The sequence below is a fragment of the Mesorhizobium sp. Root102 genome (assembly GCF_001425625.1).
Classification (GTDB): Bacteria; Pseudomonadota; Alphaproteobacteria; order Rhizobiales; family Rhizobiaceae; genus Mesorhizobium.
This window is the reverse complement of sequence record NZ_LMCP01000018.1, coordinates 16,270-42,861: the sequence shown is the minus strand read 5'-3', so window position 1 is coordinate 42,861 and position 26,592 is coordinate 16,270. Positions and strand designations below refer to the sequence as shown.

Sequence of the window (26,592 nt, the reverse complement as noted above, 5' to 3'; positions counted from 1 at the left end):
CGACCCAATGTATGTCTGGGCTCGGATGGCGCGCATGATGGCCACGGCACGCCGCCGTGGCCCCTATATGATGGGTGGCGAAAGCCGCCTGGCCTTTCGCTGCCTGCCGACCGACATCGATTTCAACATCCATCTCAACAATGCGCGCTACATGATGCTGGCCGATCTCGGCCGCATCGACTTGTTTATGCGTGCGGGCCTCATCAGGCTGGCGAGGACAAATGGCTGGGCGCCGATGATGGGCGGGCTGCAGACGGTCTATGCGCGCGAGATCAGGCTGTGGCGTCGCTTCGAAGTGGTGTCTTCGATCGAGACCTGGGAAGGCACCCAGGTTATCGGCAAGCATCGTTTCGTCCTCGACAATGGCGAGACAGCCGCCTTGATCATGACGACGGCCGGCGTCTACGACCGTGGGGCTCGGCGGTTTCTCGACATTGACGAGGTCGTCGCCGCACTTGGCCGAGCGGCAAACCCGCGACCTCTGACCCAAGCAGAACGGATTTTCATGACGTCGCACCAGGGTCTGCGCAGCTTGGCCAAGGGTGTCGATTGATCCCGGGAATCGGAATTTGTGGGGCCACAACCTACGCGCGGGGTTGTGGTACGGACGGTGGACAAAACGGCATTCCAAGACTAGAAGGGAAAGGTATTTTTTCCTGCTTTGAAGGAGAGCAAGACGTGCTCTCGCATGACCGTGTCTGGGCCGCCATCGATGCTCTTGCCGAGCGCTATTCGCTTTCGGCATCGGGTCTGGCCAAGCGCGCGGGGCTCGATTCCACCGCCTTCAACAAGTCTAAGCGTTCGTCGTCGGATGGCCGGCCGCGCTGGCCCTCGACCGAATCGCTTGCCAAGATCATCGAGGCGACAGGCGCTTCACTCGACGAGTTCACCGGTCTGATCGAAGGCCGGCCCGGGACCGGCAATGGTGCTTCGACCGGCCATACCGCTTCGGTCGCCCGCAGACGCTCCGTGCCGTTGCTCGGCTTTGCCCAGGCCGGCGCCGGCGGCTTCTTCGACGATGCCGGCTTTCCGGCCGGGCAGGGCTGGGATCTGGTCGAACTGCCGGCGCAATCGACCGAGAGTTCCTATGCGCTGCAGGTGCAGGGCGATTCCATGCTGCCGCTCTACCGCAATGGCGACGTCCTCATTGTCGAACCGGGCGCCATCACCCGCAAGGGCGATCGCGTCGTCGTCAAGACCACCGCCGGCGAGGTGATGGCCAAGGTGCTTGAGCGCCAGACCGTCAAGTCGATTGCACTGGTCTCGCTCAATCCCGATCATCCCGACCGCGACATTCCCATGCGCGACGTCGAATGGGTGGCGCGGATTGTCTGGGCAAGCCAGTAGGTCCGGTCGGTGCGGCTCCTTCATCATGCGCTGGCGGTCCTGATGGTCCCGGTGATGGCGGCCATGGTCGTCGCTGGCGGTCGCACGCTGAAAGGAAGCGACAGCGTCGTCACGGTGGATCAGCTCGATCCGGGCGCCGATACGATCGCGCAGGAAGGCGCCGAGACGGTGCCCGCAGAGCCGGCGACATCGGCCATAGCAGCTCCACAGCCGCCAAAGCCGGCGCTGCATTCGAGGGCGATCGATCCCGAAATCGTCGCGCCACCGGAACTGTCCGCCGAGGGGCTTGAACGGGTCGAGCCGCGCGAGCCGTTGAGCAGGCTTGCGCTGGCCGTGCCGCCCAAGCCGAAAATGCCTGACGACTGGAACGGCACAAAGCTGTTCCAGCCGGTTGCGCCGGCCGCCGGCCTGATCGAAGCGAAGGGCTACTCGGTCGCGGTTTCCGGCATCGACATCGTCAGGCAGGACGAGACCTGCAGCGAGGACGGCAAAACCTGGCCATGCGGTGTCCGGGCGCGGACGGCGTTCCGCGCCTTCCTGCGCGGCCGCGCGGTGGTCTGCACCGTGCCGCCCGAGGGCGGCCGCGACCTGATCGCCGCCGAATGCCGGATCGGCAATCAGGATGTCGGCCAATGGCTGGTCGACAACGGCTGGGCGCGCGCCGCCAAGGGCGGGCCCTATGTCGAGGCCGGCGACAAGGCACGTACGGCGAAGAAGGGCATTTTCGGGTCGGCGCCTGATCTGTCCGGCATGCCGGCGATGCTGGCCGCACCAAGCCCGGCGCCTCAGGCGCCGAGTTCGATTCTGGAAGAGTCCGGCGGGGTGGTCAAACCAGCTGACCAGCCAGCGCCCGCTCAATGAGCGCCCGCGTCTCGGCAATGCCATAGAGCGCGGCGAACGATCCGAAGCGCGGGCCGCGCTCCTGGCCGATCAGCACCTGATAGATCATCTGGAAGAAGGCACCCGAGACGCCGGGGCCGCCTTCCGGGCTCTGCTTGGAATGATCCTGGTAGCGTTCGATCCTGCGCGCGACGTTGAGCGAAGCGTTTTGGATCGCTTCGCCATTGGCGTCCGCCGGCAGCGCGCCAAGCGCCGTGTCGAGGGCTTGCAGCGCCTCGCGCTCGACCTCGTCGGCCGGGCGGAAGGTTTTCGTCGGCTTCACGAAATCGTCGAAATAGCGGATCGCATGGCCGACCAGCTGGTCGAGCTCGGGATGCGTCCTTGGCGTCACGCCTTGCGTGTGGCGTGAGATGAAGCCCCACAGCACATCCTTGTTCTGCGCGTTGGAAGCGCTGACCAGATTGAGCAGCAGCGAGAACGGCACCGGCATGTCGATGGCGGGCGGGTTGCCGTCATGCATATGCCAGACCGGATTGCCTAGCCGCTCCTTCCAATCCTGCCGGGGATAGGCGGCGAGGAAGGTATAGTATTCGTCCACAGCCCGCGGGATGACGTCGAAATACAGCTTCTTGGCCTGCCGCGGCCGCTGGTACATGTAGAGCCCGAGGCTTTCGGTCGGCGCATAGGTCAGCCACTCGTCGATGGTCAGCCCGTTGCCCTTCGACTTCGAGATCTTCTGGCCGTTCTCGTCGAGGAACAGTTCGTAGACGAAATGCTCCGGCGCCCGTCCGCCCAGAATGTTGCAGATGCGGTCGTAGACCACCGCATTGGTCTGATGATCCTTGCCGAACATTTCGAAATCGACGCCAAGGGCTGCCCAGCGCATGCCGAAATCCGGCTTCCACTGCAGCTTCACGCGGCCGCTGGTGATCGAAAGCGTGGTCTCGGTTCCCTCGTCGTCGAAGGTGATGGTGCCGGCCTTGGCGTCGACGTGCTTCATCGGCACGTAAAGCACGCGGCCGCTCTTCGGCGAAATCGGCAGGAACGGGCTATAGGTCGCCTGCCGCTCGGGGCCGAGCGTAGGCAGCATCACCGCCATGATCTGGTCATAGCGTGCGGCGGCGCGCAGCAGCATCGCGTCGAAACGGCCCGACTTGTAGTATTGCGTCGCGCTGGCGAACTCGTAGTCGAAGCCGAACGTGTCGAGGAACCGGCACAGCATCGCGTTGTTGTGATCGGCGAAGCTGGCATAGTCGTCGCCGAACGGATCGGGGACCGACGACAGCGGCTTGTGCAAATGCGGCTCGAGTGCGGCGCGATCCGGCACGCTGTCGGGTATCTTGCGCATGCCGTCCATGTCGTCGGAAAAGCACAGCAGCTTGGTGGCAACCTTGTCCTGCGTCAGGACGCGGAAGGCATGGCGCACCATCGACGTGCGCGCCACCTCGCCGAACGTGCCGATATGCGGCAGGCCGGACGGTCCGTAGCCGGTCTCGAACAGGACTGTTTGCGGAAAGTCGGTGCCTTTGTAGCGCTCGATGATCTTTTTGGCTTCCTCGAACGGCCATGCCTTGCTCTCGGCCGCGGCCGCCAGCAGCTCGGGATTGAGATCGATGATGTTTGATCCCGCCATGTCACTGTTTTCCAAATCATTCGCCGGCCCATTCGAAGGCGGGCCGGAGCAGAGGTTTTCAACCGGTCTCTAGGCGTGCATCGCCGGAGCGTCAACGCATGCGGCGCTTTTTCCTTGCGGCGCGGATTTAGCGTTCCTACCTTCGAGGTTCGGTTCAAGGAGAAAAAATTGCCGACACCGCATGAAGCGCTGATCTACCTGATGGTCATCACCTCGGCCTCCGATCGCGACATGACCGACGTCGAACTGGCGCGGATCGGCGAGGTCGTCCGCTCCTGGCCGGTGTTCGAGGACTTCAACCATGACAGACTGGTCGGCGTCGCCCAGGCCTGCCAGAAGCGCCTGCACGAAAAGGACGGACTGGAAGGCGTGCTGGCTGAGGTCGCCGAGGCCTTGCCCGAGCGGTTGCGCGACACCGCCTATGCCGCAGCCTTCGAGGTTGCCGCCGTCGATCTCGAAATGCGCATGGAAGAAGTGCGGGTGCTGCAGCTAATTCGGCGTCAGCTTGATCTCGACACGCTGACGGTCGCTGCCATCGGCCGCGCGGCCAAGGCGCGGCTGCGCACGCTCACCTGAATATCAGCAGCCCCTAGAAAAAACTGACCGGGAAATAGCGCAGATAGAATTCGGCGAACGTGCCTTTCATCGAAATCTCCTGCAGCGCGTAGTCGAACGCGGCGGCCAGCGCCGGATTGTCCGCTTTGGTGGCGATGGCCATGCCAGTGCCCAGATATTCGGGCGCCAGATAGGGCCCGCCGGCAAAGCGGCAGCAGCCCGCCGCATCCGAGCCGCCCAGCCAGAAGGCCAGGCGCATGCCGTCGCCGAAGGCCGCGTCGACCTTGCCGGCCTTGAGATCGTTGTAAAGGTCTTCCGGTCTGTCGAAAGTGACGACCTGCACGGTGTTGAAATAGTCGCGCAGCATGCGCTCATGCGCTGAGCCCAATATGACGCCGACACGCTTGCCGTGCAATTTGTCAAAGACGGGTTCGGTCAGGGCCTTGCTCTTCGGCATGATAAAGCGTGCCGGAAACTGCAGATAGGAGCGCGAGAAGGCATAGGTCGCGCGCGATTCCGGCGTTGCGGCGATGCCGGCGATGATCGCCTCGCCCTCGCCTTTCTGCAATGCGCCTTCCAGCTCGCTCCAGGGCAAGGCCTGGATCTGGCATTTTTCGACGATGCCAAGCTCGGCGCAGATGGCGCGTGCCAGATCGATGTGGAAGCCGGACAGCTTTCCCGAGCCGTCGAGGAAATTGAAGGGTGGGAAATCTGTCGCGGTCAGGAATCTCAGCCGGGGCAGCGCCGAAAGGTCTGGCTTGGGCAGCCGCTCCTTGGCATCCCACAGAACCGGAACCTGAGGCGCCGCGGCGCGCGCGCCATCGGCGACCGACAGCAACCCGATCAGCATCGCAAGGGCGAAGGACCTCCACCGGAACGCCAAGATAAAACTCCGCCACAGTCGTGCTCGCACCGGTTTTGGTACGAAAATGGTACAGGCACAATGGTTTTTGATTTCAACACGCCGATTTCAGGATATGATTCAGCCGGTTTGCAAATCAGCTTTGGCCGCCTTGGTGAGGGGATCAAGGTCGGAGCCACAGAATCAAGATAGAATATGAATGCGGTTTGCAATCCATGGTCGGTGGCGAAGTGTAAATCGGGCACGCATCATTGACCGCAATGCATGAGGCAACATGGGGTTGATGTTGCGATGAGTCAGTTCGATCGCACGCTGGAATTCATAGACCAACTGCAGCACGCCGCAACGGCGGCGGCGGTCTGCGAACAGCTGTTGGGCATAACGTCGGATTTCGGTCTCACCGCATTGATGGCGGGAACCGTACCGCAGCCAGGCACGCCGGCCGGCCAGCAAAAGCAGCATGTGCTTCTCTGCGATTGGCCTGGCGAGTGGCTGGAGCGCTATGTCGCGCGCAACTATGTCGATCATGACCCGGTCGTCAGCCACATGAAACAGCTGCAGGCGCCCTTCCAGTGGCGCGAGGCATCGCAGAGCATCCGCATAGACAAGAGCAGCGGCGAAGTGATGGGCGATGCTGGCGCCTTCAAACTGCGTGATGGGCTGGCCTTCCCGTTGATCACGCTCGACGGCCAGATCGTCATGGTGTCGCTGGGCGGCGAGGCCGTGGAATTGTCCGCTGCCGAGTTCGGCCAGGTGTCGTTGGTGTCGACCTATGCGGTTGGCCGCGCCATGCAACTCCACACCATGGCGAGCAAGATCATCGATCATATCGTGCTGACGCCGCGCGAACGCGAATGCCTGCAATGGGCCGCCGTGGGCAAGTCCGAATGGGAGATTTCGCAAATCCTCGGCATCTCCGAACACACCTCGGAGAAACATCTTCTTAACGCCAAAAGCAAACTCGGTGCCGTCAACCGGGTGCAAGCCGTCGCGGAAGCGATACGGCGCGGCTACATTAGTTAGGTCGGCCGTGCCGACCTAGAAATCCTTGCCTGCGCGATCACGCAATTTTCTCATCAAAGCACGGCCGTATCTTCCTCTGAACACAGGAGACGGCGGAATGCTTTTTTCCCTTACAACCCAGGAATTGATGGAACGTCCCGACCTTTGGGAGGCCGTCCATCGGCTGCGCTACAGGATATTCGTCGAGGAGATGGGATGGGAGGATCTCAGGCGGTCCGACGGGCTCGAACGCGACCAGTTCGATCATGACGAGGCCATCCATCAGATCGTCATCAGAGGGGACGAAGTCGCGGGCTATCAAAGGATGTTGCCGACCACGCGGCCTCATCTGCTGACCGAGGTCTTGACCGACCTTTCCGAAGGAACGCCGCCATCGGGCCCAAACATCTGGGAATTGACCCGCTATGCGGTGGCTCCCGGTTTTCGTGATGGGCGTCGTGGCGTCTCTACCGTCGGCACCGAACTGATCGCGGGATTCGTCGAGTGGGGGCTGAAACGCGGCGTCGACAAGGTGATCATAGAGTTCGAGCCAATGTGGGTGCTGCGCGCCTTGCAACTGCACTTCCTGGCGACCCCGCTGGGCTATCAGCGCACCTACGGCAACCAGCAGGTGGTCGCAACCCTGCTCACCTTCAACGAACACACCCTCGACGTGGTGCGGTCGCGCCGCAATCATTTTGCTCCCGTGCTGGCCAGGGGATATCCCGACATGCTTGGCCAAAGGCGAGCGTCATGAGGTCGGAGACGGTCATGAGCACACACCCGCAACCCGAACTCCGCAATCACACGCTGGTCGTCACCGTGTCGTCGAATGACGGCCGGCCGGTGCTGGACAGGAGAGCCTATGAAAGCCTGGCGAAGACCTTCCATGAAGCCGCCGACAATGAGGAGGTGCGCGTCGTCGTGCTGCGCGGCCTGGCAGGCTGTTTCTGCCTGGGCGGCGACTTCTCCGAATTCCTCGACGCCACCAAGCACCAGAAACTGATCGCCGCCGTCACCGACCTGTTCCGCACGCTGGCGACATTTCCCAAGCCCATCCTTGCCTGCGTCGACGGCGACGCCGTCGGCGTCGGCTGCACCATCCTGTTCCATTGCGACATGGTGATCGCGTCCGATGAAAGCACCTTCCGGGTGCCGTTCGTCGATTTCGGCCTGGTGCCGGATGCGGCGACCAGCATCCTGGCACCGCAGAAGCTCGGCTATGCCGGTGCTTTCCGCTTCTTCTGCCTCGGCGACACGCTTCGTGCCGAGGACGCCAGGGCGCTCGGCCTCGTCGCCGAGATCGTGCCGGGCGGCAGTGTCGAGGAAGCGGCGCTCGGCCGGGCGAGACAGCTTGCCAAGAAGCCGGTCGCCGCCTTGCTGCAGACGCGCGGCCTGCTCAAGGGGAACACCCAGGCGCTCTGTGATCGCATCGACCAGGAGATTTCTCTTTTCCAGCAGGCGCTGCAGGACGACACCACGCTGCGGCGATTGCAGCGCATAGCCCGGCTGGCGGCTTAGAAGTCGCGAGGAAAAGCATCGCCGCGCGGCCCTTGGCCGCGCGGCGCGGAAGCGTCAATCCTGCTTGCCGAGGAATGACGGCCCTTCGCCGATGATCTTCTTGTCCTCCTTGCCGATCACGTCGAGATCGCGCCCGTCATAGGGCAGCGACAACAGGATGCGCTGCATGACCGCCAGCCGCGCGCGTCGCTTGTCATTGGCCCGCACGATGATCCACGGCGCGAACTCCTTGTGAGTGCGCTCGAACATGGTGTCGCGCACCTCGGTGTAATCGTCCCACTTGGTAATGCCGGCAACGTCGATCGGCGAGAACTTCCAGCTCTTCAGCGGGCTGTAGCGGCGGTCGTGAAAGCGCTCGAGCTGCGTTTCCCGGCCGATGTTCAGCCAGAATTTGAAGAAGTGGATGCCCTCGTTGGAGATCATCCGTTCGAAATGCGGCGTCTCCTCAAGAAACTGCTCGTGCTGTTGGGGCGTGCAGAAACCCATCACCGGCTCGACGCCGGCGCGGTTGTACCAGGATCGATCGAAGGTGACGAATTCTCCGGATGTCGGGAAATGGTCGGCATAGCGCTGGTAGTACCATTGCCCCTGCTCGGTCGGGGTCGGCTTGGTCAGCGCCACGTTGCGCGCCGTGCGCGGGTTGAGGTACTGGCGCACCACGAAGATCGTGCCGCCCTTGCCGGCAGCGTCGCGGCCCTCGAACAGCGCCATCACCCGTTTGCCGGTCGACTGCAGCCAGGCCTGCGCCTTGACCAGCTCGATCTGCAATTTTTCGAGCGTCTCGTCATACTCGTTGCTTCTCATCTTCTTGTCGTAGGGATAGCCGCCGGCGGTCAACTTGTTGTCCTCGACCCAGTCGGGAAGCACGGGGTTTTCGATGTCGAACTCCCGCTCCTTGCCATCGATCCTGATCTTCAGCGGCCCCGAAGTCGGCGCGGCAGAACTTTCCTTAGCTTTTTTCATCAAGACGAACCCTTTCCAGCTTCCGGACTCATGCTATTGGGAGCCACTACAGCCCGCGCGTCCGTTTGGACGCGCAAAGGACGCTGTAGCACTTTTGATTTGCGCATGATCCTTTGCGAAAATCGATTCCCGATTTTCGGGGGCATGCGGCAACCGGTCCAGCGGAAGTTTCCGTCACCGTGCGGCCGGGTGCGAAGGCATGGGGTGCGGACCAGCGAGCGAATGACTGACCTGGACGCAGAGCAGAGAGGCATCGCGCAAACCATAGCCACACGGCTGTGGAACAGCCACTGGCTGCTTGCGGCCGGCATAGTCGCGGTCGTCGTTGTTTATGCCCTGGCCGCGATTTCAGCCTATGTCGTCCTCGCGGCGCTGCTCTTGCTGTTTGCCGCGGCAATGCTGCCGGTGGCCGGCGCGCGCCAATCCGCCGAGAGCGGCGCCGCCATAGAGGCCATCGGCTTGCAGCGGCTCTCCGGTGAATATCTTGCGGCCGCCGTCGCCGATCCGCTGATCATCTTCGACCGGACCGCCATCATCGTGCATGCCAATGCCGCCGCTTTCGCCGCCTTCGGCGGGATCGCGCCGGGCATGTCGCTGTCGTTGAAGTTCCGGGCGCCGGAAATGCAGGCTCTGCTGGACGGCGTGCTGTCGGGCGACGTCGCTTCCGATGTCATCGACTATACGGAAAAGCTGCCGGTCGAACGGGCTTACCGGGTGAGCGCCTCCTCGGTCGGCCACGCCACCGATCTCTATGTGCTGGTGTTCAAGGACCAGAGCGAAGCGCGCAGGATCGACCGCATGCGCGCCGACTTCATCGCCAATGCCAGCCACGAACTGCGCACGCCGCTCGCATCCATCGCCGGCTTTATCGAAACGCTGCGCGGGCCGGCCCGCAACGACCCGGCGGCGCGCGATCAGTTCCTGCAGATCATGCAGAGCCAGACCGGTCGTATGGCGCGTCTGATCGATGATTTGTTGTCGCTGTCGCGGCTCGAGATGAAGCCTTATCTGAAGCCGGGAACCGAGGTCGATCTGCGCGAGACCGTCGACAGCGTCATCGATTCGCTTGGACCGCTCGCCAGGGAAAACAGCGTTGTCATCGAGCGGGACTATGCCGATGGGCCGCTTGATGTGCCGGGCGATCGCGACGAGCTTTTCCAGGTGTTCGAGAATCTTCTGGAAAACGCCTGCAAATACGGGCAGTCGGGCGGGCGCGTCGTGGTGTCGATCGCGCACAGCGATGCCGGCTCGGAACCCGGCATCGACGTGACCATCCGGGATTTTGGCCCCGGCATTCCCGAGGAGCACATTCCGCGCATCACCGAGCGCTTCTACCGCGTCGATGTCGAGACCAGCCGCACCCAGAAGGGCACCGGCCTTGGCCTGTCGATCGTCAAGCATATCCTGACGCGCCACAACGCCAGGCTTTCGATCAAGTCCGAGGTCGGTCAGGGCGCCGCCTTCTCGGTTCATTTGCCGACGCACTGAAATCGCCCTAGTTTTCCACCTGACCGTTTCTTTTTTCTGTCATCCGGCTAGCGTATCAGCGGGGATTCGAGGAACGACTCAAAGTCAAAACACCCGTGGGAAGGCATTTTATCATGCAGTCCGTGCATACTATGAGCGCCTATGACGAGGAGCTGAAATATCTGTCGAAGCGCATCGCGGCCATGGGCGGCCATGCCGAGCGCATGGTTGAACAGGCGGTTGCCGCTCTCGTCAACGCCGACCCTGGCCTCGCCCAGAAGGTCATACGCGATGATGCCGTGCTGGATGAGGGTCAGCGCGAAATCGACGACAAGGCGATCATCATCATCGCCAGGCGCCAGCCGATGGCGACGGACTTGCGCGAGATCGTCGGCGCGATCCGTATTTCCGCCGACCTCGAACGGGTCGGCGATCTCGGCAAGAACGTTGCCAAGCGAGTGGTCGCCGTCACCGACGGACGCCAGCCGACGAGCCTGTTCCGCGGCCTTGAGGCCCTGGCCAACCTGGCGCTGACCCAGCTCAAGGAAGTGCTCGACGTCTACGCGTCTCGCTCGGTGGAGAAAATCGGCTTCGTGCGCGACCGCGACGACCAGATCGACGCCATGTACACATCGCTGTTTCGCGAATTGCTGACCTACATGATGGAAGATCCGCGCAACATCACGCCGTGCACGCATCTGCTGTTCTGCGCCAAGAACATCGAGCGCATCGGCGACCACGCCACCAACATCGCCGAGACCATCTACTACATCGTCACCGGCGAGCAGTTGCCGGCCGAGCGACCCAAGGGCGACAAGACCGACAAGATCGGTCTTTCCGAGACGCTGCCGGTGAAGTGAACAGCCGCCTCTCGAACCGTCACCCGAATTACGCTAAGCTTTCCGAGCTTTGCCTCTATCCTCGTCCGTGGATTTTGCTTCGGGAGGTTGTGATGGAAAATGTTCGGAACCTGACCCCGGCGTCTGCGCCGACATCCGGCATTATCGCTTGCGGCGTCTACACGGCCGGGCGCCGCATCGCCGACATCCCCATCGAGGAAGCCGGCGAATGGGCAAAAAAATCCGGACATGTCGTCTGGATTGGCCTGCTTGAGCCCGACCGCAACCTGTTGCTGCGCGTTCAGGCGCAGTTTCACCTGCATGAGCTGGCGATCGAGGATGCCGAGCACCCGCACCAGCGGCCGAAGATCGAGCAATATGGCGATGCCCTGTTCATCGTCGCCCGCACCGCGCAGCTGATCGACGGCCGGGTCACCTTTGGCGAGACCCATTTGTTTGTCGGCAGCGGCTACATCGTCAGCGTCAGGCATGGCCCGTCCACCTCCTATGCCGCCGTTCGCCAGCACTGGGAAAGCTGCCCGCATTCGCTGGCCAAAGGCGAGGATTTCGTCCTCTACGCCATTCTCGATTTCATCGTCGACAATTATATGCCGGTGCTCGAGCAGATCGAGGACGAAGTCGAGGTGATCGAGGACAGGGTTCTGCTGAAGCCGATGACCGGTCCCGACATCGAGCGGCTCTATATGCTGCGCCGCGATCTCTTGCGCCTGCGCAACGCAGCGCTGCCGCTGGTCGAAGTCTGCCGACGGCTGACCAGCGCCGACCTGCCGCAGATCCATACGGCCATGCACCCGCTGTTTCGCGACGTCACCGATCACATCCGCACCGTGCAGGAGAAGATCGACAGCCTGCGCGAGGTGCTGGCATTCGCTTTCGAAGCCAGCCTTCTGGTCGGCCAGAGTCAGGAAACGGCGATCTCCAAGAAGCTTGCCTCATGGGCCGCCATCCTGGCGGTGCCGACGGCATTCGCCGGCATCTACGGCATGAACTTCAGCGACATGCCGGAACTGAAGATGGAATACGGCTACCCGATGGTGCTGGCCACGATCGCGCTGATCTGCGCGTTTCTGTATTGGCGCTTTCGCAAGAATGGGTGGCTGTGAAAGAGAGCGAATAGCAAATAGGGAGGTAGCGAATAGCGAACACAAAAACGGCTTGCTTCCTCACAGACGCCAAGCCGTTTCGATTCGCTATTCGCTCAGCGACTCCGCCGCCGCTCCGATGCCGGCTGGAACGCCACGCGAGCGTGGTATTTGCAGTAGGGACCGGTTTCGGCGGCATCGTTGCCGCAGAAATGGAAGTCCTCGGACAGCGGATCGCCGTTCGGCCATTTGCAGGTCCGCTCGGTCAGCTCGACGAGTTGCAGGTGCCGCGAGATCGGCAACACGACATTCTCGACCGGGCGGATGTAGTGGCGTGCCACCGGTTCGGCGTCGAACTGCGTCTGCAAGGCTGTCGCGCCGATCGATGTCGTGACATGGCGCGTGGCCGTTGCGGCGCGCGATACCGATTTCTGAACGGTCGATCCTTGCGCCGCCTTCTTCTGGCGTGCCGGCGTGGCGGTCGAGCGTCCGCGGCCCGACAGTTTCAGCCGGTGCACCTTGCCGATGACCGCATTGCGGCTGACCCCTCCAAGCTGTGCAGCAATCTGGCTTGCGCTCAGACCCTCCGACCAAAGTTTCCTGAGAAGTTCTACCCGCTCGTCAGTCCAGTTCATGAGACCGCGCTCCTCTAAGCGTGCGGCAATCGGAATCCCTTCCCGACCCGGCAATATTTGCCGGGGCAGACACCACATATATCTGGTGATTAGGTCCGCCGCACGAAATCTAGTTATTTCTCGACTACAACTACTCTATGCGCTGACTCGGTGACAAGAGTCCCAAGTGCAACACGAATCGGTTTTTTCGGTTTTCCCCAACTTGCCCGGTCGCTTATGAGCCGGCGTCCTGTCAGGGGGCTTGCCGCGCGCCACTACGCGACGTTTTCGTTGACTTCATGGCCGAAAAACACGATAAGCCGCAAAGGCCGCCGCTTTGGCGGCTTTTTTGATTTTCCGGTACCGGAGACGCATATAATGAGCGGTTCGGCGCTTTACGAGACCTTTGCTCGCGCACCCCTGGCCTTCGACCGCGGGGAAGGCACCTGGCTGATTACCGACAAGGGCGAGCGATATCTCGATTTTGCCGGCGGCATCGCCGTAAACTCGCTCGGCCACAGCCATCCGCATTTGGTCACCGCACTCACCGAGCAGGCCGCCAAGCTCTGGCATGTTTCCAATCTCTATGAGATTCCGGGGCAGAGCCGGCTCGGCGAGCGGCTGGTCGACGCCACCTTCGCCGACAAGGTGTTCTTCACCAATTCGGGCGCCGAGGCGCTGGAATGCGCAATCAAGACGGCGCGCCGCTACCAGTTCGTCAACGGACACCCCGAGCGCTTCCGCGTCATCACCTTCGAAGGCGCCTTCCATGGCCGCACGCTGGCAACCATCGCGGCCGGCGGCCAGTACAAATATCTTGAAGGCTTCGGCCCCAAGGTCGAAGGTTTCGATCAGGTCGGTTTCGACGACATCGACGCCGCCGAAAAGGCGATTACGCCGGAGACGGCCGCCATCCTGATCGAGCCGGTGCAGGGCGAGGGCGGTATCCGTCCGGTGCCGACGCAATCGCTGAAGCGGCTCAGGCAATTGTGCGAGCAGCACGGCCTGCTGTTGATCTTCGACGAGGTCCAGTGCGGCATCGGCCGCACCGGCAAGCTGTTCGCGCATGAATGGTCAGGGGTTACGCCAGACATCATGGCGATCGCCAAGGGCATTGGTGGCGGCTTCCCGATGGGCGCCTGCCTTGCCACGGATGAAGCGGCCGTTGGCATGACCGCGGGCGTGCATGGCACCACATTCGGCGGTAACCCGCTGGCCATGGCTGTCGGCAACGCCGTGCTCGATGTCGTGCTGGAAGACGGCTTCCTCGAAGATGTCCAACGCAAGGCGCTGCTGCTGAAGCAGGGGCTTGCGTCGGTTGCCGACGAGTTTCCCGAGGTCATCGAGGACATCAGGGGTGCGGGGCTCATGCTCGGCCTCAAATGCGCCATGCCCAACACCAAGGTGAACATGGCGCTGCGTGACCAGCACCTGCTGGCGGTGCCGGCTGGCGACAACGTCATTCGCCTGCTGCCGCCGCTCACAGTCACCGATGCCGAGATCCACGAAGCGCTCAAGCGCATACGCGCCGGCGCCAAGGGCCTGGCGGAGGCGATCGCCTCCGCCGCCGCGAAGTAATCCCGGAACCATTGCTGATGTCAGTTCGCCATTTCACCGATCTTTCCGCCGTTTCCGAAGGCGACCTGCGCTTCATGCTGGACGACGCGGTGGTGCGAAAGGCCCGTCTTAAGGCCGGCGAGCGGACCAAGCCGCTCGAAGGTAAGGTGCTGGCAATGATCTTCGACAAGCCGTCGACGCGCACGCGCGTGTCTTTCGACGTCGGCATGCGCCAGCTTGGCGGCGAGACCATCATGCTGACCGGCACCGAGATGCAACTCGGTCGTTCCGAGACCATCGCTGACACCGCCAAGGTGCTTTCGCGCTATGTCGACGCAATCATGATCCGCACCACCTCGCATGAGCGGCTGTTGGAACTGACCGAGAACGCCACCGTGCCGGTGATCAACGGACTGACCGACGACACCCATCCCTGCCAGCTGATGGCCGATATCATGACCTTCGAGGAGCATCGCGGTCCGGTCGCCGGCAAGACCATCGCCTGGACCGGCGACGGCAACAATGTGCTGCATTCGCTGCTCGAGGCCTCGGCCCGGTTCCGCTTCAACCTCAACGTCGCCGTGCCCGAGGGCAGTGAGCCGGCGCAGAAGCATATCGACTGGTCGCAGGCACATGGCGGCAAGCTGCACTTCACCCGCTCCCCCGAGGAAGCCGTCGACCAGGCCGACTGCATCGTCACGGATTGCTGGGTGTCAATGGGCCAGGAGCATCGCGCCCGCGGCCACAACGTGTTCTCGCCCTATCAGGTCAACGCCAAGTTGATGGCGAGAGCCAAGCCTGACGCGCTGTTCATGCACTGCCTGCCGGCGCACCGCGGCGAGGAGGTGACCGACGAGGTCATCGACGGACCGCATTCGGTGGTCTTCGACGAGGCCGAGAACCGGCTCCATGCCCAGAAGGCCGTGCTCGCCTGGTGTCTTGGCGCATGAAGTGTCTGGGAGCTTGATCTGCGGAGGTGTGATGCCTATTTGCGCCGCATCACGCAAATCAAGCGCGTTTCGAGGCATGCTCCCGAGAGGGCGGCTTGGCCGCGCTCTGGAGCTTTGTCATGTTGGAAACCTATCAAGTGACTGAACATCACCCCAAACTCGGCGAATTCGGCTACGCCGGCGACGATCACGTCGTGCCGTTCGAGGTCGGCCCGCTCGACGTGCGCGGCCGCACCGTCCAGCTCGGGCCGATGCTCGACGCCATCCTCAGCCGCCACGATTATCCCGAGCCGGTCGCCCGCCTACTGGCGGAAGCCTGTGTGCTGACCGTGCTGCTCGGCACCTCGCTGAAGTTCGAAGGCAAATTCATCCTGCAGACTCGCACCGACGGGCCTGTTGACATGCTGGTCGCGGATTTTTCCACGCCCTCGGCATTGCGCGCCTATGCGCGTTTCGATGCCGACCGGCTGGAGGCGCTGGTCGCGGCAGGCGAAACATCGCAGCAGACCCTGCTCGGCAGCGGCGTGCTGGCGCTCACCATTGACCAAGGCGCTCATACGCAGCGCTATCAGGGTATCGTCCAGCTCGATGGCGAGACGCTGGAAGATGCGGCACGCACCTATTTCCGTCAGTCGGAGCAGATCCCGACCGATCTCAGGCTGTCGGTGGCCAAGCTGCTGACGCCCGGCCCCGGTGGCGCCCGCGAGCAGTGGCGCGCCGGCGGCATCCTGGCGCAGTTCCTGCCGCAGTCGCCCGAGCGCATGCGCGTGCCGGACCTGCCGGGTGGCGATGGCTATCCGCGCGAGGAGATCGACGATCCGGCCGACAATTCCTGGCAGGAGTTGCTGGCCCTGCTCGGCACCATCGAGCCGACCGAACTGATCGACCCGACGATCGGCGCCGAGCGGCTGCTCTACAGGCTGTTCCACGAGCACGGCGTTCGCGTCTTCGGCGGCGTTCCGGTCGCCGACCAGTGCTCGTGTTCCCGGGACAAGATCCGCGGCATCCTCGAGGGTTTTTCCGCGCAGGAGATCAAGGACAGCACCGAGGACGGCGGCATCCACGTCGCCTGCGAATTCTGCTCGAAGCAATATGACTTCGACCCAGCGGAATTTGCGGCTCAGTAGGAAAGTCTCCCTTCTCCCCGTTCACGGGGAGAAGGACGCTAATTCACCGTCCGCCGCGTCCCCGGCAGGTCGAGTGAGAAGGCGGGGATGGCGATGTCGAACGTCTCGCCCCGCTTGTTGCGCATCGTGTAGTGCCCGACCATGATGCCGGACGGTGTCGAAAGCGGACAACCGGACGTGTACTGGTAGCTGTCGCCGGGATTGAGTTCGGGCTGGTCGCCGACGACGCCGGCGCCGCGAACCTCCTCGACCCGGCCGGTGCCGTCGGTGATGTGCCAATAGCGCGACAAAAGCTGAACGAAATCGTCCGACTGATTGTCGATCGTTATCTGATAGCCCCAGACATAGCGGTTCTCTGAGGGATTCGAGCGATCCTCCAGATAGAACGGCCTGACCTGCACTTCGATGTTGCGCGTGACGGCGCTGTACATAAGCGGCTCCAAAAACAATCCGGTAACTCTCGGCGCTCGTTGCAGGCTGGTCAACGGTGCGCGTCCTTATTGCCGATCGAACGGCAGGTGGCGGCAAAGAATGTCATTTGAGTGACACATGACAATGATGGTGTGCGCCGACCAGTGCCGCGCGACTCGGGCGCTCTGTCGAACTGTTGAAATCGGTCGTCCTGCCAGCCAGATTGTTCTGGCGGACCGGTTTTCTGGAGTGACCGGATCTCGATGGAACTCACTCTCATAGCCGCCGCGCTTTCGACTGCCCTTATCCTCTCAAATCTCGCCAGCATCGTGCTTGCCGCTTCACGTCTGAAACGGCGCCGCATTATCGCGCCGCCGGCCGGCAAGCCGCGGCCAGTGTCGATTGTCGTGCCGTCGCGTGGCGTCGAGCCGTTCACGCGCGAGACGCTGGAACGTGCCTTCTCGCTCGACTGGCCGCACTACGAGCTGATCTTCTGCGTTGCCCATGCCGACGACCCGGTGGTCAAACTGATAAACAGGGCAATTGCCCGGTTCCCGAAGGTGCCGGCCCGGCTTCTGGTCGGCGACGACCGCATCAGCGCCAATCCGAAACTCAACAATTGCGTCAAGGGCTGGGAGGCCGCGCGGCACGACTGGGTTGCCCTGGCCGATTCCAACGTGCTGATGCCGAGGGATTACGTCCAGCACCTGATGGCTGCATGGCGGCCCGACACCGGACTTGTCTGCTCGACGCCGATAGGCTCGCGGCCGGCCGGTTTCTGGGCTGAAGTCGAATGCGCTTTCCTCAACACGCTGCAGGCGCGCTGGCAATATGCCGGCGAGGCACTCGGCCTTGGCTTTGCCCAGGGCAAGAGCATGCTCTGGAACAAGCCGATGCTCGACGCCAATGGCGGCATCCGCGCGCTGGCGGCCGAGATCGCCGAGGATGCCGCCGCGACCAAGCTGGTCAATGGCCTCGGCCTGCGAGTCAATCTCGTCGCCGCGCCCTTCGAGCAGCCGCTCGGCCGGCGCACGTTTGACGAGATCTGGTCGCGTCAGGCCCGCTGGGCGCGCCTGCGCCGCGTCACCTTCCCGCTGTTCTTCGCACCCGAGATCCTGACTGGCGCGGTGGTGCCGCTGGTGCTCGCGCTGATTGCGGCGGCAAGTGCCGGTGTCAGCCTCTGGGCAACCGCAATTGCCGTATTGGCCGCCTTCTATCTTCCCGAGTGCGCCCTGGCCTGGTCCAAGGGCTGGTACCTGTCGCCACGCATGGTTGCCGCGATCATGGCGCGCGACCTGATCCTGCCGGCAATGTGGGCGCGCGGCTGGCTCGGCGGCGCCGTCGACTGGCGCGGCAATGCGATGACCATCGGCACCAAGGCGGCCGAGCTGGAAGAGACGCCGTCCGGCGCCTGAAAGCCCTCTTATTTGGCCTTCAGCGCCTGTGCGATATCCTCTAGCAGATCGTCGGTGTCTTCCAGGCCGACCGACAGTCTGAGCGTGCCCGCCCCAATGCCAAGTTCGGCGCGCGCCTCGTCACTCAGATTCTTGTGCGTCGTTGTCGCCGGGTGGGTGATCAGGCTCTTGGCATCGCCGAGATTGTTGGATATCAGCACGATGTCGAGCGCGTTCTGCAAGGCGAAGGCCGCCTGCTTGCCGCCCTTGACGTCGAGGCAGATCAGCGTCGAGCCGCCCGACATCTGCTTCTTGACGATATCGGCCTGCGGGTGGTCGGCCCGCCCGGGATAGATGACACGGGCGATTTCCGGCCGCTCGGCCAGGAAGTCAGCGATCCGGCCTGCGCTTTCTGTCTGCTGGCGCACCCGCAGCGGCAGCGTTTCCAGGCCCTTCAGCAGCGTCCAGGCGTTGAAGGGCGACAGGCTGGGACCAGTGTGGCGGAAATAGTCGTGCAGGTTCTCATCGATCCACTTCTTGTCCGACAGGATGACGCCGCCGAGACAGCGACCCTGGCCATCGATATGCTTGGTCGCCGAATAGACGACGATGTGGGCGCCGAGTTGCAAGGGCTTCTGCTGCAGGGGCGTGGCGAAAACATTGTCGACGATCAGCCTGGCGCCTATCGAATTGGCAAGCGAAGCGACGGCGGCGATATCGACCACTTCCAGCGTTGGGTTGGTCGGGCTTTCCAGGAAGAACAGCTTGGTGTTCGGCTTGACCGCCTTTTCCCAGTTGGCGATGTCGGTGCCGTCGACCAGCGTCGCCTCGATGCCGTATCTCGGCGCAAGCGTCTCGACCACCCAGCGGCACGAGCCGAACAGCGCACGCGCCGCCACGATATGGTCGCCGCCCTTGGCGCTGCACAGAAGCGCAGCCGTCACCGCGGCCATGCCGGACGCGGTGGCGCGGGCGTCTTCCGCACCTTCGAGTGCGCACATGCGCTTCTCGAACATATCGACGGTCGGATTGGCGTAGCGCGAATAGATGAAGCCCGGCTCCTCACCCTTGAAACGGGCTTCGGCGGCCTGCGCCGTTTCGTAGACATAGCCCTGGGTGAGGTAAATCGCTTCAGACGTTTCGCCGAAACCGGAACGCAGCGTTCCGCTGTGCACGAGTGCTGTCTGAGGCTTCCAGTTGCGCTTATTGGTGCTCATCGCTCTTCTTCCAGACACAAAAAAACCGGCCGCGAAAGTCGCAACCGGTCCATACGGCCTTGCGGCCCGACGGTCCTTTAGCGACTTGTTTAACGTGGCTGCAAGCCGACCGGCCAAATCACCACGGGATAACGACCCTTTAGACCCGCGCCACGCTTGCGTCAATTGCCGGCTTCATTAAGAGGTTTGTACCAGCGGCTAAGGAGCGGAGCCTTGCGGCAGACAGGCATTCTTCCCGATCAGGACATCTCGGCGCTGTTCCAGTCCGGCGCGCTGAAGTCGACGCGCGCGCTCGATGCCGGCCAGATCCAGCCCGCCAGTCTTGATCTCAGGCTCGGCGACAAGGCCTGGCGGGTGCGTGCCTCCTTCCTGCCCGGCCCCAACCACAAGGTTTCGGAAAAACTCGATCGGCTGCAGTTGCACGAAATCGATCTTGCCGAGGGCGCGGTGCTGGAGACCGGCTGCGTCTACATCGTGCCCTTGCTTGAAAGCCTGGCATTGCCGGCAGACATTTCGGCCTCGGCCAATCCGAAGAGCTCGACCGGGCGGCTCGACATCTTCACCCGTGTCATGACCGATCGCGGCCACGAGTTCGACAAGATCGCCGCCGGCTATCATGGTCCGCTCTATCTGGAGGTCAGCCCGCGCACCTTCCCGATCGTCGTCCGCACCGGCTCGCGGCTGTCGCAGGTCCGTTTCCGCACCGGCAATGCGCTGCTCTCGGAAGCCGAGCTGTATGAATTGCATCGCGCCGAGATGCTGGTCGCCACCGAGCCGCCGAACATTTCCGGCGGCGGCATCGCGCTGTCGATCGACCTCAATGGCGATCAGAACGGCCTGGTCGGCTATCGCGGCAAGCATCACACCGGCCTCGTCGATGTCGACAAGCGCGCGGCACAGGAGGTCGTCGACTTCTGGGAGCCGATCCACAAGAGCGGCGCCGGCGAGCTGGTGCTCGATCCCGACGAATTCTACATCCTCGTCAGCCAGGAAGCGGTGCATGTGCCGCCGCTCTATGCCGCCGAGATGACGCCCTTTGATCCGCTGGTCGGCGAATTCCGCGTCCACTACGCCGGCTTCTTCGATCCGGGCTTCGGCCATTCGGCGTCCGGTGGCACCGGCAGCCGGGCGGTGCTCGAGGTGCGCAGCCACGAAGTGCCGTTCATCCTCGACCATGGCCAGATCGTCGGCAGGCTGGTTTACGAGCATATGCTGAAGCGGCCGCAGGCACTCTACGGCACCGATCTCGGCTCCAATTACCAGGCGCAGGGCCTGAAACTCTCCAAGCATTTTAGAGCGGCGCGCTAATCCTCGCCGCCGAGGCTGGTGTCAGCCGCGAAAGAGATATTCCTTCGCGGCGCCGAGGCAGGCGTGGAACTCACCGATAAAGAGCAGCTCGCGCACCGTCAGGCGCTTTTTGCCCCAAAATCCCTTGGTCTGTTTCTCGTCGTCGAGCGACGCGCTTGTGCCGTATTTCAACGGGAACAACTGCTTGTCGAGGCATTCAAGGACATAGGCCCGTGCAGACTCGATGCCGCAGGCTTTGGCTTTCTCGTTGAGCTTGTCGGCGCGCATCTCCGATGTCATGCGGTTCGCATTGCGCATCAGAAAGCCGACCTGCGTCTTCGAGTAACCGGTAGCCAGAAGCTGGCTGGTCATTGCCGACCGGGCTTCGCGATAGGATGCCGGGCTGCAGCGCGCCGCGCTGTAGGCCGTCGAGGAGAAACAGGCAAAGGCAAGCACCAGGCCGATGAATGCAATGCCAAGCCGTATCCGGTTCATTCCTCGTCCCAATTCTGCGCTAGCTCACAGGGCCTTCACCTCCACCTTCACCGGCTTTTCGATCTCAAGCGGGTTGCGTAGCGGCAGGCCGAAATCTCCGGCTTCGATCTCGAACACGTCGCCGGCCTCGGTCTTGATGCCGTCGGCGAAGGACAGCGTCGCCGTACCGAACATATGCACATGCACGTCGCCCGGCTGGCGGAAGGCCGCGTATTTGAAGTGGTGATGCTCAAGATTGGCGATTGTGTGCGACATGTTCGCTTCGCCGGACAGGAACGGCTTTTCCCACAACACCTCGCTGTCGCGCACGATGCGCGAGGTGCCACGGATATCGGAAGGCAGGTCGCCGATCAGGATTTCCGGGCCGAACGAAGCATTGCGCAGCTTGGAATGGGCCAGGAAGAGATAGTTCACGCGCTCGGTCACATGGTCCGAGAATTCGTTCGACAGCGTGAAGCCGACGCGGAAGGGCGCGCCGTCGTCGCCGATGACATAGATGCCGGCCACTTCGGGCTCTTCCCCGGCGTCCTTGGCGAAAGCCGGTGACAGGAGTGCGGCACCTGGCGCCACCGCCATCGTGCCGTTGCCCTTGTAGAACCATTCCGGCTGCACGCCGATCTGGCCTTTCGCGGGCTTGCCGCCCTCCAGCCCCATGCGGAACATCTTCATGGAATCGGTTAGCTGCTCCTCGCCATCGGCACTGAGCTTCTTGTGCATGGAGTCGCGTGTCGCGGCTGAGCCGAGATGCGTCAGTCCGGTGCCGGTCAGGTGCAGATGCGCCGGGTCGGGATGGTTGATCGGCGACAGCAGCCGCCCTTTCTTGTAGGCCGCTTCGAGATCGACCGTTTCGCCGAGCCCCTTGCGTTCGATCAGCGCGGCGAGGCCGACGCCGGTGCGGGCAGCCTCCATCGCCAGCGAATAGACGCTGCGGGCGCCGTTTATGATCCGGGTCTTGCCGCCGTTGCGGGCAACGACGCGGATGGTCTCGGCGTCGTCAAGGATCTGGGAGATCAGCATGATAAATCCTCTCTCATTTGCCTTGGCAGGGCTGCCAAAACAGCAAACCTTGCTCAGCGCGGCCGGGACGTCGTCCATGCCACGGTTGATATTCTCCGTTCGGATTGCGCTCGCGGGCCTGGTCCCTCAGGGGACTTCTTTACGCCGGCGGGTTTGCCGGCAGCGCCGCGATCGTATGCCTCCTGCTTGCCTCGACTAAAGTCTGTTCAAGCCTTGTTCTTGTTGTACACGTCGAAGATCACGGCACCGAGCAGCACCAGGCCTTTGACCACCTGCTGCCAGTCGACATTGACACCCATGATCGACATGCCGTTGTTCATGACGCCCATGATGAAGCCGCCGACCACCGCGCCGATGACCTGGCCGACACCGCCCATCGCCGAGGCGCCGCCGATGAAGACGGCAGCGATCACGTCGAGCTCGCTGCCGAGGCCCGCGGCCGGCACCGCCTGCCCAAGGCGGGCCGCGATGATCAGGCCGCCAAGCGCCGACAGAACGCCCATATTGACGAACACCATCAGCGTCAGCCGCTCGGTCTTGATGCCCGACAGCTGCGCTGCCTTGGCATTGCCGCCCATTGCATAGATGCGGCGGCCGATAGTCATGCGCTTGGTGACGAAGACGAACAGCGAAATCAGCACGCCCATGACGAGCAGCACCACCGGCAGGCCCCTGTAACTGGCGAACTGGTAGACCAGGAACAGCGCCAGCGCGCTGCCGACCAGCGTCTTGATGACGAACAGGGTAAAGGGTTCGGCCTCGTAGCCATGGCGTTCGCGTTTGCGTCGCGTCCTCAGCCCGAAATAGGCGTAGGCCAGCACAGCGATCAGGCCCAGCACGATCGTCGTCATGTGGAGGGTCAGGCCGCTGCCCATGATGGTCTTGCCGGCCGCGTTAACCGTCGGCGGGATAAGCGTCAGTGGCCCAATGACATCCGGGATGAAGCCGGAGCTGAGCGCCTTGAAGCCATCGGGCAGTGGGCCCACCGAGGAACCGCCGCCCAGCAGCGCCTGGCAGATGCCGCGGAAGATCAGCATGCCGGCCAGCGTGACGATGAAGCTCGGTATTCGGTGATAGGCGATCCAGTAGCCTTGCGCGGCGCCGATCGCGCCGCCCACGATGAGGCAAATGATCGACACCACCAGCGGATTGCTGAACGGGCCGAGCGGCCAGATGACCATCATCATCGCCGCCAGTGCGCCGATGAAGCCGGCGACGGAGCCGACGCTGAGGTCGATATGGCCCGAGACGATGACCAGCAACATGCCCAGCGCCATCACGATGATGAACGAGTTCTGCTGCACCAGATTGCTCAGGTTCACTGGCTTGAACAGCGTTCCGGAGGTGGTGAACTGGAAGAACACCATGATGGCGATCAGCGCCAGTATCAGGCCGTATTCGCGCAGGTTCGTCGCCAGCGCCGAGACGGCGATGCGTGGACGCTGCGGCACGTCTTCGGCGACTTTGCTTTGCGGGGCGGGGGCGCTTTCCGTGCTCATGCTGCTTTTCCTTCTCCCCGAACGATGGCGCGCATTATTTTTTCCTGGCTTGCGTCCGCCGCGGGCATTTCTCCGACTATGCGTCCTTCGTTCATGACATAGATACGGTCGGTGATGCCGAGCAGTTCTGGCATTTCCGACGAAATGACCACGATCGCCTTACCTTCGGCGGCAAGCCGGGCGATGATCGTGTAGATTTCGTACTTGGCGCCGACATCGATGCCGCGCGTCGGCTCGTCGAGGATCAGCACTTCGGGGTCCGCGAACAGCCATTTCGACAGCACCACCTTCTGCTGGTTGCCGCCGGAAAGATTGCCGGTCATCTGATAGACGCTGGAAGCGCGGATATTGGTCTTCTTGCGATAGTCGTTGGCCACGCTGAGTTCGCGCATGTCGTCGATCACGCTGTGGCGCGAGACGCCGCCGAGATTGGCCAGCGTGATGTTGTGCTTGATATGGTCGATGAGGTTGAGGCCGTAGGTCTTGCGATCCTCGGTCACGTAGGCGATTCCGTGTTCGACCGCCTTGCTCACCGAGGAAACATCGATCGGCTTGCCCTTGAGCAGCACCTCGCCGGTGATACGGCGGCCATAGGAACGGCCGAACATGCTCATGGCGAATTCGGTGCGGCCGGCGCCCATCAACCCGGCAATGCCCACCACCTCGCCCTTGCGCACGTTGATGTCGATGCCCTTGATGACGTGTCGCTCGGCATGGAGCGGATGATAGACCGACCAGTTCTTCACTTCGAACACGACCTCGCCGATGTCAGGCTCGCGCGGCGGATAGCGGTCGTCGAGCGAACGGCCGACCATCGAGGTGATGATGCGATCTTCCGAGATGTCCTTCTTGGCCAGCGTCTCGATAGTGCGCCCGTCACGGATCACGGTGACCTTGTCGGCAACCCGGTTCACCTCGTTGAGCTTGTGCGAGATCAGGATCGAGGTCATGCCTTGCCGCTTGAATTCGAGCAGCAGGTCGAGCAGCGCCTGGCTGTCCTTTTCGCTGAGCGATGCCGTAGGCTCGTCGAGGATCAAGAGCTTGACTTCCTTGCTCAACGCCTTGGCGATCTCGACCAGCTGCTGCTTGCCGACGCCGATATTGGTGATCAGCGTCTTGGGGTCCTCCTTGAGGCCCACCTTCTTCAACAGGGCGCTGGTGCGCGCCTCGTTGGCGTCCCAGTCGATGATGCCGAATTTCGCGTGTTCGTTGCCGAGGAAGATGTTTTCGGCAATCGACAGCATCGGCACCAGGGCAAGCTCCTGGTGGATGATGACGATGCCCTTGTGTTCGCTGTCATGGATGCCTTTGAAGTGGCATTCCTGGCCCTGAAAGATGATCTGGCCGTCATAGGTGCCTGTGGGATAGACGCCCGACAGCACCTTCATCAGCGTCGACTTGCCGGCGCCGTTCTCGCCGACCACGGCATGAATCTCACCTTCCTCGACGCTGAGGTTGACGTTCGAAAGCGCCTTCACGCCGGGGAACGTCTTGGTGATGTCGCGCATCTCCAAAATCGTCGAGGCCATGGGGACTACCGCTCCTTGCGAGGTCGGCAAACACTGCCGGCGAGGTCGGTAACAATACCGGGCTCGCTGGTGAACGAAAAGGGGCCCTGCGTTGCGCAGGACCCCTGACTTTGTAACCGAATTTACTTCAGTTCGTCGGCCTTGATGTAGCCGGAGTCGACGACCAGTGCCTGGTAGTTCGACTTGTCGACCTCATGCGGCGTCAAGAGGATCGAAGGAACGACCTTGACGTCGTTGTTGTAGGTCTTTTCATCGAGGCCGTCCGGCTTGCCACCCGAGAGCACCTTGTCGACGAGCTCGACAGTGGCCTTGGCCAGTTCGCGGGTGTCCTTGAACACGGTCGAGTACTGCTCGCCCGTGATGATCAGCTTGACCGAGGCGGTTTCGGCATCCTGGCCGGTCACGATCGGCCAGGGCTGTGCGTCCGTGCCGTAACCGACAGCGCGCAGCGAGGCGGTGATGCCGCGCGACAGGCCATCATAGGGCGACAGCACGCCATCGACGCGGCTGCCGTCCGAATAGTTGGCCGACAGCAAATTGTCCATGCGCGCCTGGGCGGTGGCGGCGAGCCAACGCAGCGTGCCGACCTTGTCCATGCCCATCTGGCCCGACTTGATCTTGATCGAGCCGTCGTCGATCAGCGGCTGCAGCACGGAAATCGCACCGTTGTAGAAGAAGAAGGCGTTGTTGTCGTCCGGCGATCCGCCGAACAGTTCGACGTTCCACGGCTTGGTGTTCGGGAAACGCTCCTTGAGGCCCTTGACCAGGGAATTCGCCTGGATCACGCCGACGCCGAAATTGTCGAAAGTGGTGTAGTAGTCGACATTGGCGGTCTTCTTGATAAGGCGGTCATAGGCGACGACGACGACGCCCGCATCAGCGGCCTTCTGCAGCGCATCCGACAAAGTGGTACCGTCGATCGAGGCGATGATCAGCGCCTTCGGGCCCTTCGTGATTTCGTTTTCCAGCTGGCTGAGCTGGTTGGGGATGTCGTCCTGCGCGTATTGCAGGTCGACAGTGTAGCCGAGAGCCTCGAGCTGGGACTTGACGGCGTCGCCGTCATTGATCCAGCGCTGCGAGGTCTTGGTCGGCATCAGCACGCCGACAAGACCCTTGTCGGCTGCGTGCGCCGAGTAGGTCATGGCAGCGATGCCAAGGGCCGCGACGGCGGCCAGTGTCTTGATGATTTTCAATGTAACTCTCCCTGGTTGATGGACGCGGCACCCCGGGGGTCGCGGGCCGCGCAATCGTGCAGAAGCGCCAAGGCACTGCTGCCGTCATATCGATCTCCGGTATCCTCCCATGGCCCCGAGGCACTGATTTCAATCGATACGATTTTTCTCGTCAGCGACCGTCGCGTCTC

26 protein-coding genes and 1 riboswitch are annotated in these 26,592 nt (G+C 62.6%); of the genes, 15 read left to right on the top strand and 11 right to left on the bottom strand.

The features are described from left to right. Nucleotides 1-7 precede the first annotated feature (7 nt). The 3 genes from ASD12_RS16995 (at nt 8) to ASD12_RS16985 (ending at nt 2,208) form a co-directional block, all read left to right on the top strand. Nucleotides 8-553 (top strand): thioesterase family protein, encoded by a 546-nt coding sequence (locus ASD12_RS16995; protein WP_056588357.1) that lies wholly within the window; start codon nt 8-10, stop codon nt 551-553. 125 nt (nt 554-678) lie between these two features. Next, a complete protein-coding gene (locus ASD12_RS16990; RefSeq protein WP_056588353.1) occupies nt 679-1,347 on the top strand; it encodes a helix-turn-helix transcriptional regulator in 669 nt (222 codons plus the stop codon). 9 nt (nt 1,348-1,356) lie between these two features. Further along, nucleotides 1,357-2,208, top strand: a complete 852-nt coding sequence (locus ASD12_RS16985) for a thermonuclease family protein (protein WP_348271722.1) — start codon at nt 1,357-1,359, stop codon at nt 2,206-2,208. On the opposite strand, the gene ASD12_RS16980 is transcribed toward ASD12_RS16985, so the two are convergent. Continuing rightward, nucleotides 2,174-3,820 carry a lysine--tRNA ligase gene (locus ASD12_RS16980; RefSeq protein WP_056588350.1) on the bottom strand — a complete coding sequence of 549 codons (1,647 nt, stop codon included), beginning with the start codon at nt 3,818-3,820 and terminating at the stop codon, nt 2,174-2,176. The two genes, ASD12_RS16985 and ASD12_RS16980, sit on opposite strands and share 35 nt — an antisense overlap. A 168-nt stretch (nt 3,821-3,988) precedes the next feature. Here ASD12_RS16980 and ASD12_RS16975 point away from each other — a divergent pair, with 168 nt between their 5' ends. After that, on the top strand, nt 3,989-4,396 hold the full coding sequence (locus tag ASD12_RS16975) for a tellurite resistance TerB family protein (protein ID WP_082525486.1): 408 nt from the start codon (nt 3,989-3,991) through the stop codon (nt 4,394-4,396). 13 nt (nt 4,397-4,409) lie between these two features. Here ASD12_RS16975 and ASD12_RS16970 read toward each other — a convergent pair whose 3' ends face one another. After that, a complete protein-coding gene (locus tag ASD12_RS16970) occupies nt 4,410-5,258 on the bottom strand; it encodes a transporter substrate-binding domain-containing protein (protein ID WP_056588347.1) in 849 nt (282 codons plus the stop codon). A 270-nt stretch (nt 5,259-5,528) separates the two neighbouring features. Between ASD12_RS16970 and ASD12_RS16965 the strand changes: the two genes are divergently transcribed. The 3 genes from ASD12_RS16965 (at nt 5,529) to ASD12_RS16955 (ending at nt 7,760) form a co-directional block, all read left to right on the top strand. Beyond that, entirely contained in the window at nt 5,529-6,260 is a 732-nt protein-coding gene (locus ASD12_RS16965; protein WP_056588344.1) for a LuxR family transcriptional regulator, read from the top strand. Between the two features lie 97 nt (nt 6,261-6,357). Then, on the top strand, nt 6,358-6,996 hold the full coding sequence (locus tag ASD12_RS16960) for an acyl-homoserine-lactone synthase (RefSeq protein WP_056588341.1): 639 nt from the start codon (nt 6,358-6,360) through the stop codon (nt 6,994-6,996). Nucleotides 6,997-7,010: 14 nt separating this feature from the next. Further along, the gene (locus ASD12_RS16955; protein WP_082525485.1) at nt 7,011-7,760 is read left to right on the top strand and encodes an enoyl-CoA hydratase-related protein; all 750 of its coding nucleotides are present in this window, start codon (nt 7,011-7,013) and stop codon (nt 7,758-7,760) included. Between the two features lie 54 nt (nt 7,761-7,814). Here the strand turns inward: ASD12_RS16955 and ppk2 are convergent, their stop codons facing one another. Continuing rightward, complete coding sequence (gene ppk2 / locus ASD12_RS16950) at nt 7,815-8,723, bottom strand: polyphosphate kinase 2 (protein ID WP_056588335.1); 909 nt, start codon at nt 8,721-8,723, stop codon at nt 7,815-7,817. A 222-nt stretch (nt 8,724-8,945) separates the two neighbouring features. Here ppk2 and ASD12_RS16945 point away from each other — a divergent pair, with 222 nt between their 5' ends. The 3 genes from ASD12_RS16945 to ASD12_RS16935 all read left to right on the top strand — a co-directional run bounded on the left by ASD12_RS16945 (nt 8,946) and on the right by ASD12_RS16935 (nt 12,153). Further along, complete coding sequence (locus ASD12_RS16945) at nt 8,946-10,211, top strand: ATP-binding protein (protein WP_056588331.1); 1,266 nt, start codon at nt 8,946-8,948, stop codon at nt 10,209-10,211. A 113-nt stretch (nt 10,212-10,324) separates the two neighbouring features. Then, complete coding sequence (phoU, locus tag ASD12_RS16940; protein WP_056588329.1) at nt 10,325-11,050, top strand: phosphate signaling complex protein PhoU; 726 nt, start codon at nt 10,325-10,327, stop codon at nt 11,048-11,050. 92 nt (nt 11,051-11,142) lie between these two features. Then, nucleotides 11,143-12,153 (top strand): magnesium and cobalt transport protein CorA, encoded by a 1,011-nt coding sequence (locus ASD12_RS16935; protein ID WP_056588325.1) that lies wholly within the window; start codon nt 11,143-11,145, stop codon nt 12,151-12,153. 95 nt (nt 12,154-12,248) lie between these two features. On the opposite strand, the gene ASD12_RS16930 is transcribed toward ASD12_RS16935, so the two are convergent. Continuing rightward, nucleotides 12,249-12,767, bottom strand: coding sequence for a GcrA family cell cycle regulator (locus tag ASD12_RS16930; RefSeq protein ID WP_056588322.1), 519 nt, complete (start codon nt 12,765-12,767; stop codon nt 12,249-12,251). A 357-nt stretch (nt 12,768-13,124) separates the two neighbouring features. Between ASD12_RS16930 and ASD12_RS16925 the strand changes: the two genes are divergently transcribed. From ASD12_RS16925 to ASD12_RS16915, 3 genes are all read left to right on the top strand, one after another. Beyond that, on the top strand, nt 13,125-14,324 hold the full coding sequence (locus tag ASD12_RS16925; protein ID WP_056588320.1) for an aspartate aminotransferase family protein: 1,200 nt from the start codon (nt 13,125-13,127) through the stop codon (nt 14,322-14,324). 17 nt (nt 14,325-14,341) lie between these two features. Further along, the gene (gene argF / locus ASD12_RS16920) at nt 14,342-15,253 is read left to right on the top strand and encodes an ornithine carbamoyltransferase (protein ID WP_056588317.1); all 912 of its coding nucleotides are present in this window, start codon (nt 14,342-14,344) and stop codon (nt 15,251-15,253) included. Between the two features lie 119 nt (nt 15,254-15,372). Then, a complete protein-coding gene (locus tag ASD12_RS16915) occupies nt 15,373-16,380 on the top strand; it encodes an Hsp33 family molecular chaperone (RefSeq protein WP_056588418.1) in 1,008 nt (335 codons plus the stop codon). A gap of 38 nt (nt 16,381-16,418) precedes the next feature. On the opposite strand, the gene apaG is transcribed toward ASD12_RS16915, so the two are convergent. Then, the gene (gene apaG, locus ASD12_RS16910) at nt 16,419-16,811 is read right to left on the bottom strand and encodes a Co2+/Mg2+ efflux protein ApaG (protein ID WP_056588314.1); all 393 of its coding nucleotides are present in this window, start codon (nt 16,809-16,811) and stop codon (nt 16,419-16,421) included. 243 nt (nt 16,812-17,054) lie between these two features. Here apaG and ASD12_RS16905 point away from each other — a divergent pair, with 243 nt between their 5' ends. Then, nucleotides 17,055-18,206: a ceramide glucosyltransferase gene (locus tag ASD12_RS16905; protein ID WP_056588311.1), complete on the top strand. Its 1,152-nt coding sequence runs from the start codon at nt 17,055-17,057 to the stop codon at nt 18,204-18,206. 8 nt (nt 18,207-18,214) lie between these two features. Here the strand turns inward: ASD12_RS16905 and ASD12_RS16900 are convergent, their stop codons facing one another. Continuing rightward, entirely contained in the window at nt 18,215-19,402 is a 1,188-nt protein-coding gene (locus ASD12_RS16900) for an O-succinylhomoserine sulfhydrylase (RefSeq protein WP_056588308.1), read from the bottom strand. A gap of 57 nt (nt 19,403-19,459) precedes the next feature. Next, a riboswitch (SAM riboswitch) is annotated at nt 19,460-19,537 on the bottom strand. 78 nt (nt 19,538-19,615) lie between these two features. Between ASD12_RS16900 and ASD12_RS16895 the strand changes: the two genes are divergently transcribed. Continuing rightward, entirely contained in the window at nt 19,616-20,710 is a 1,095-nt protein-coding gene (locus ASD12_RS16895; protein ID WP_056588305.1) for a 2'-deoxycytidine 5'-triphosphate deaminase, read from the top strand. Between the two features lie 21 nt (nt 20,711-20,731). Here ASD12_RS16895 and ASD12_RS16890 read toward each other — a convergent pair whose 3' ends face one another. The 5 genes from ASD12_RS16890 to chvE form a co-directional block, all read right to left on the bottom strand. Beyond that, entirely contained in the window at nt 20,732-21,061 is a 330-nt protein-coding gene (locus tag ASD12_RS16890) for a hypothetical protein (RefSeq protein ID WP_162256679.1), read from the bottom strand. A 147-nt stretch (nt 21,062-21,208) separates the two neighbouring features. Beyond that, nucleotides 21,209-22,201 (bottom strand): AraD1 family protein, encoded by a 993-nt coding sequence (gene araD1 / locus ASD12_RS16885; protein WP_056588415.1) that lies wholly within the window; start codon nt 22,199-22,201, stop codon nt 21,209-21,211. Between the two features lie 206 nt (nt 22,202-22,407). Continuing rightward, nucleotides 22,408-23,700 carry a multiple monosaccharide ABC transporter permease gene (gene mmsB, locus ASD12_RS16880; protein ID WP_056588298.1) on the bottom strand — a complete coding sequence of 431 codons (1,293 nt, stop codon included), beginning with the start codon at nt 23,698-23,700 and terminating at the stop codon, nt 22,408-22,410. Continuing rightward, complete coding sequence (mmsA, locus tag ASD12_RS16875; protein WP_056588295.1) at nt 23,697-25,229, bottom strand: multiple monosaccharide ABC transporter ATP-binding protein; 1,533 nt, start codon at nt 25,227-25,229, stop codon at nt 23,697-23,699. Before mmsA ends, mmsB begins: the two co-directional genes overlap by 4 nt. Before the next feature lie 122 nt (nt 25,230-25,351). Further along, nucleotides 25,352-26,422 (bottom strand): multiple monosaccharide ABC transporter substrate-binding protein, encoded by a 1,071-nt coding sequence (gene chvE, locus ASD12_RS16870; protein WP_056588292.1) that lies wholly within the window; start codon nt 26,420-26,422, stop codon nt 25,352-25,354. Nucleotides 26,423-26,592: the final 170 nt, after the last annotated feature.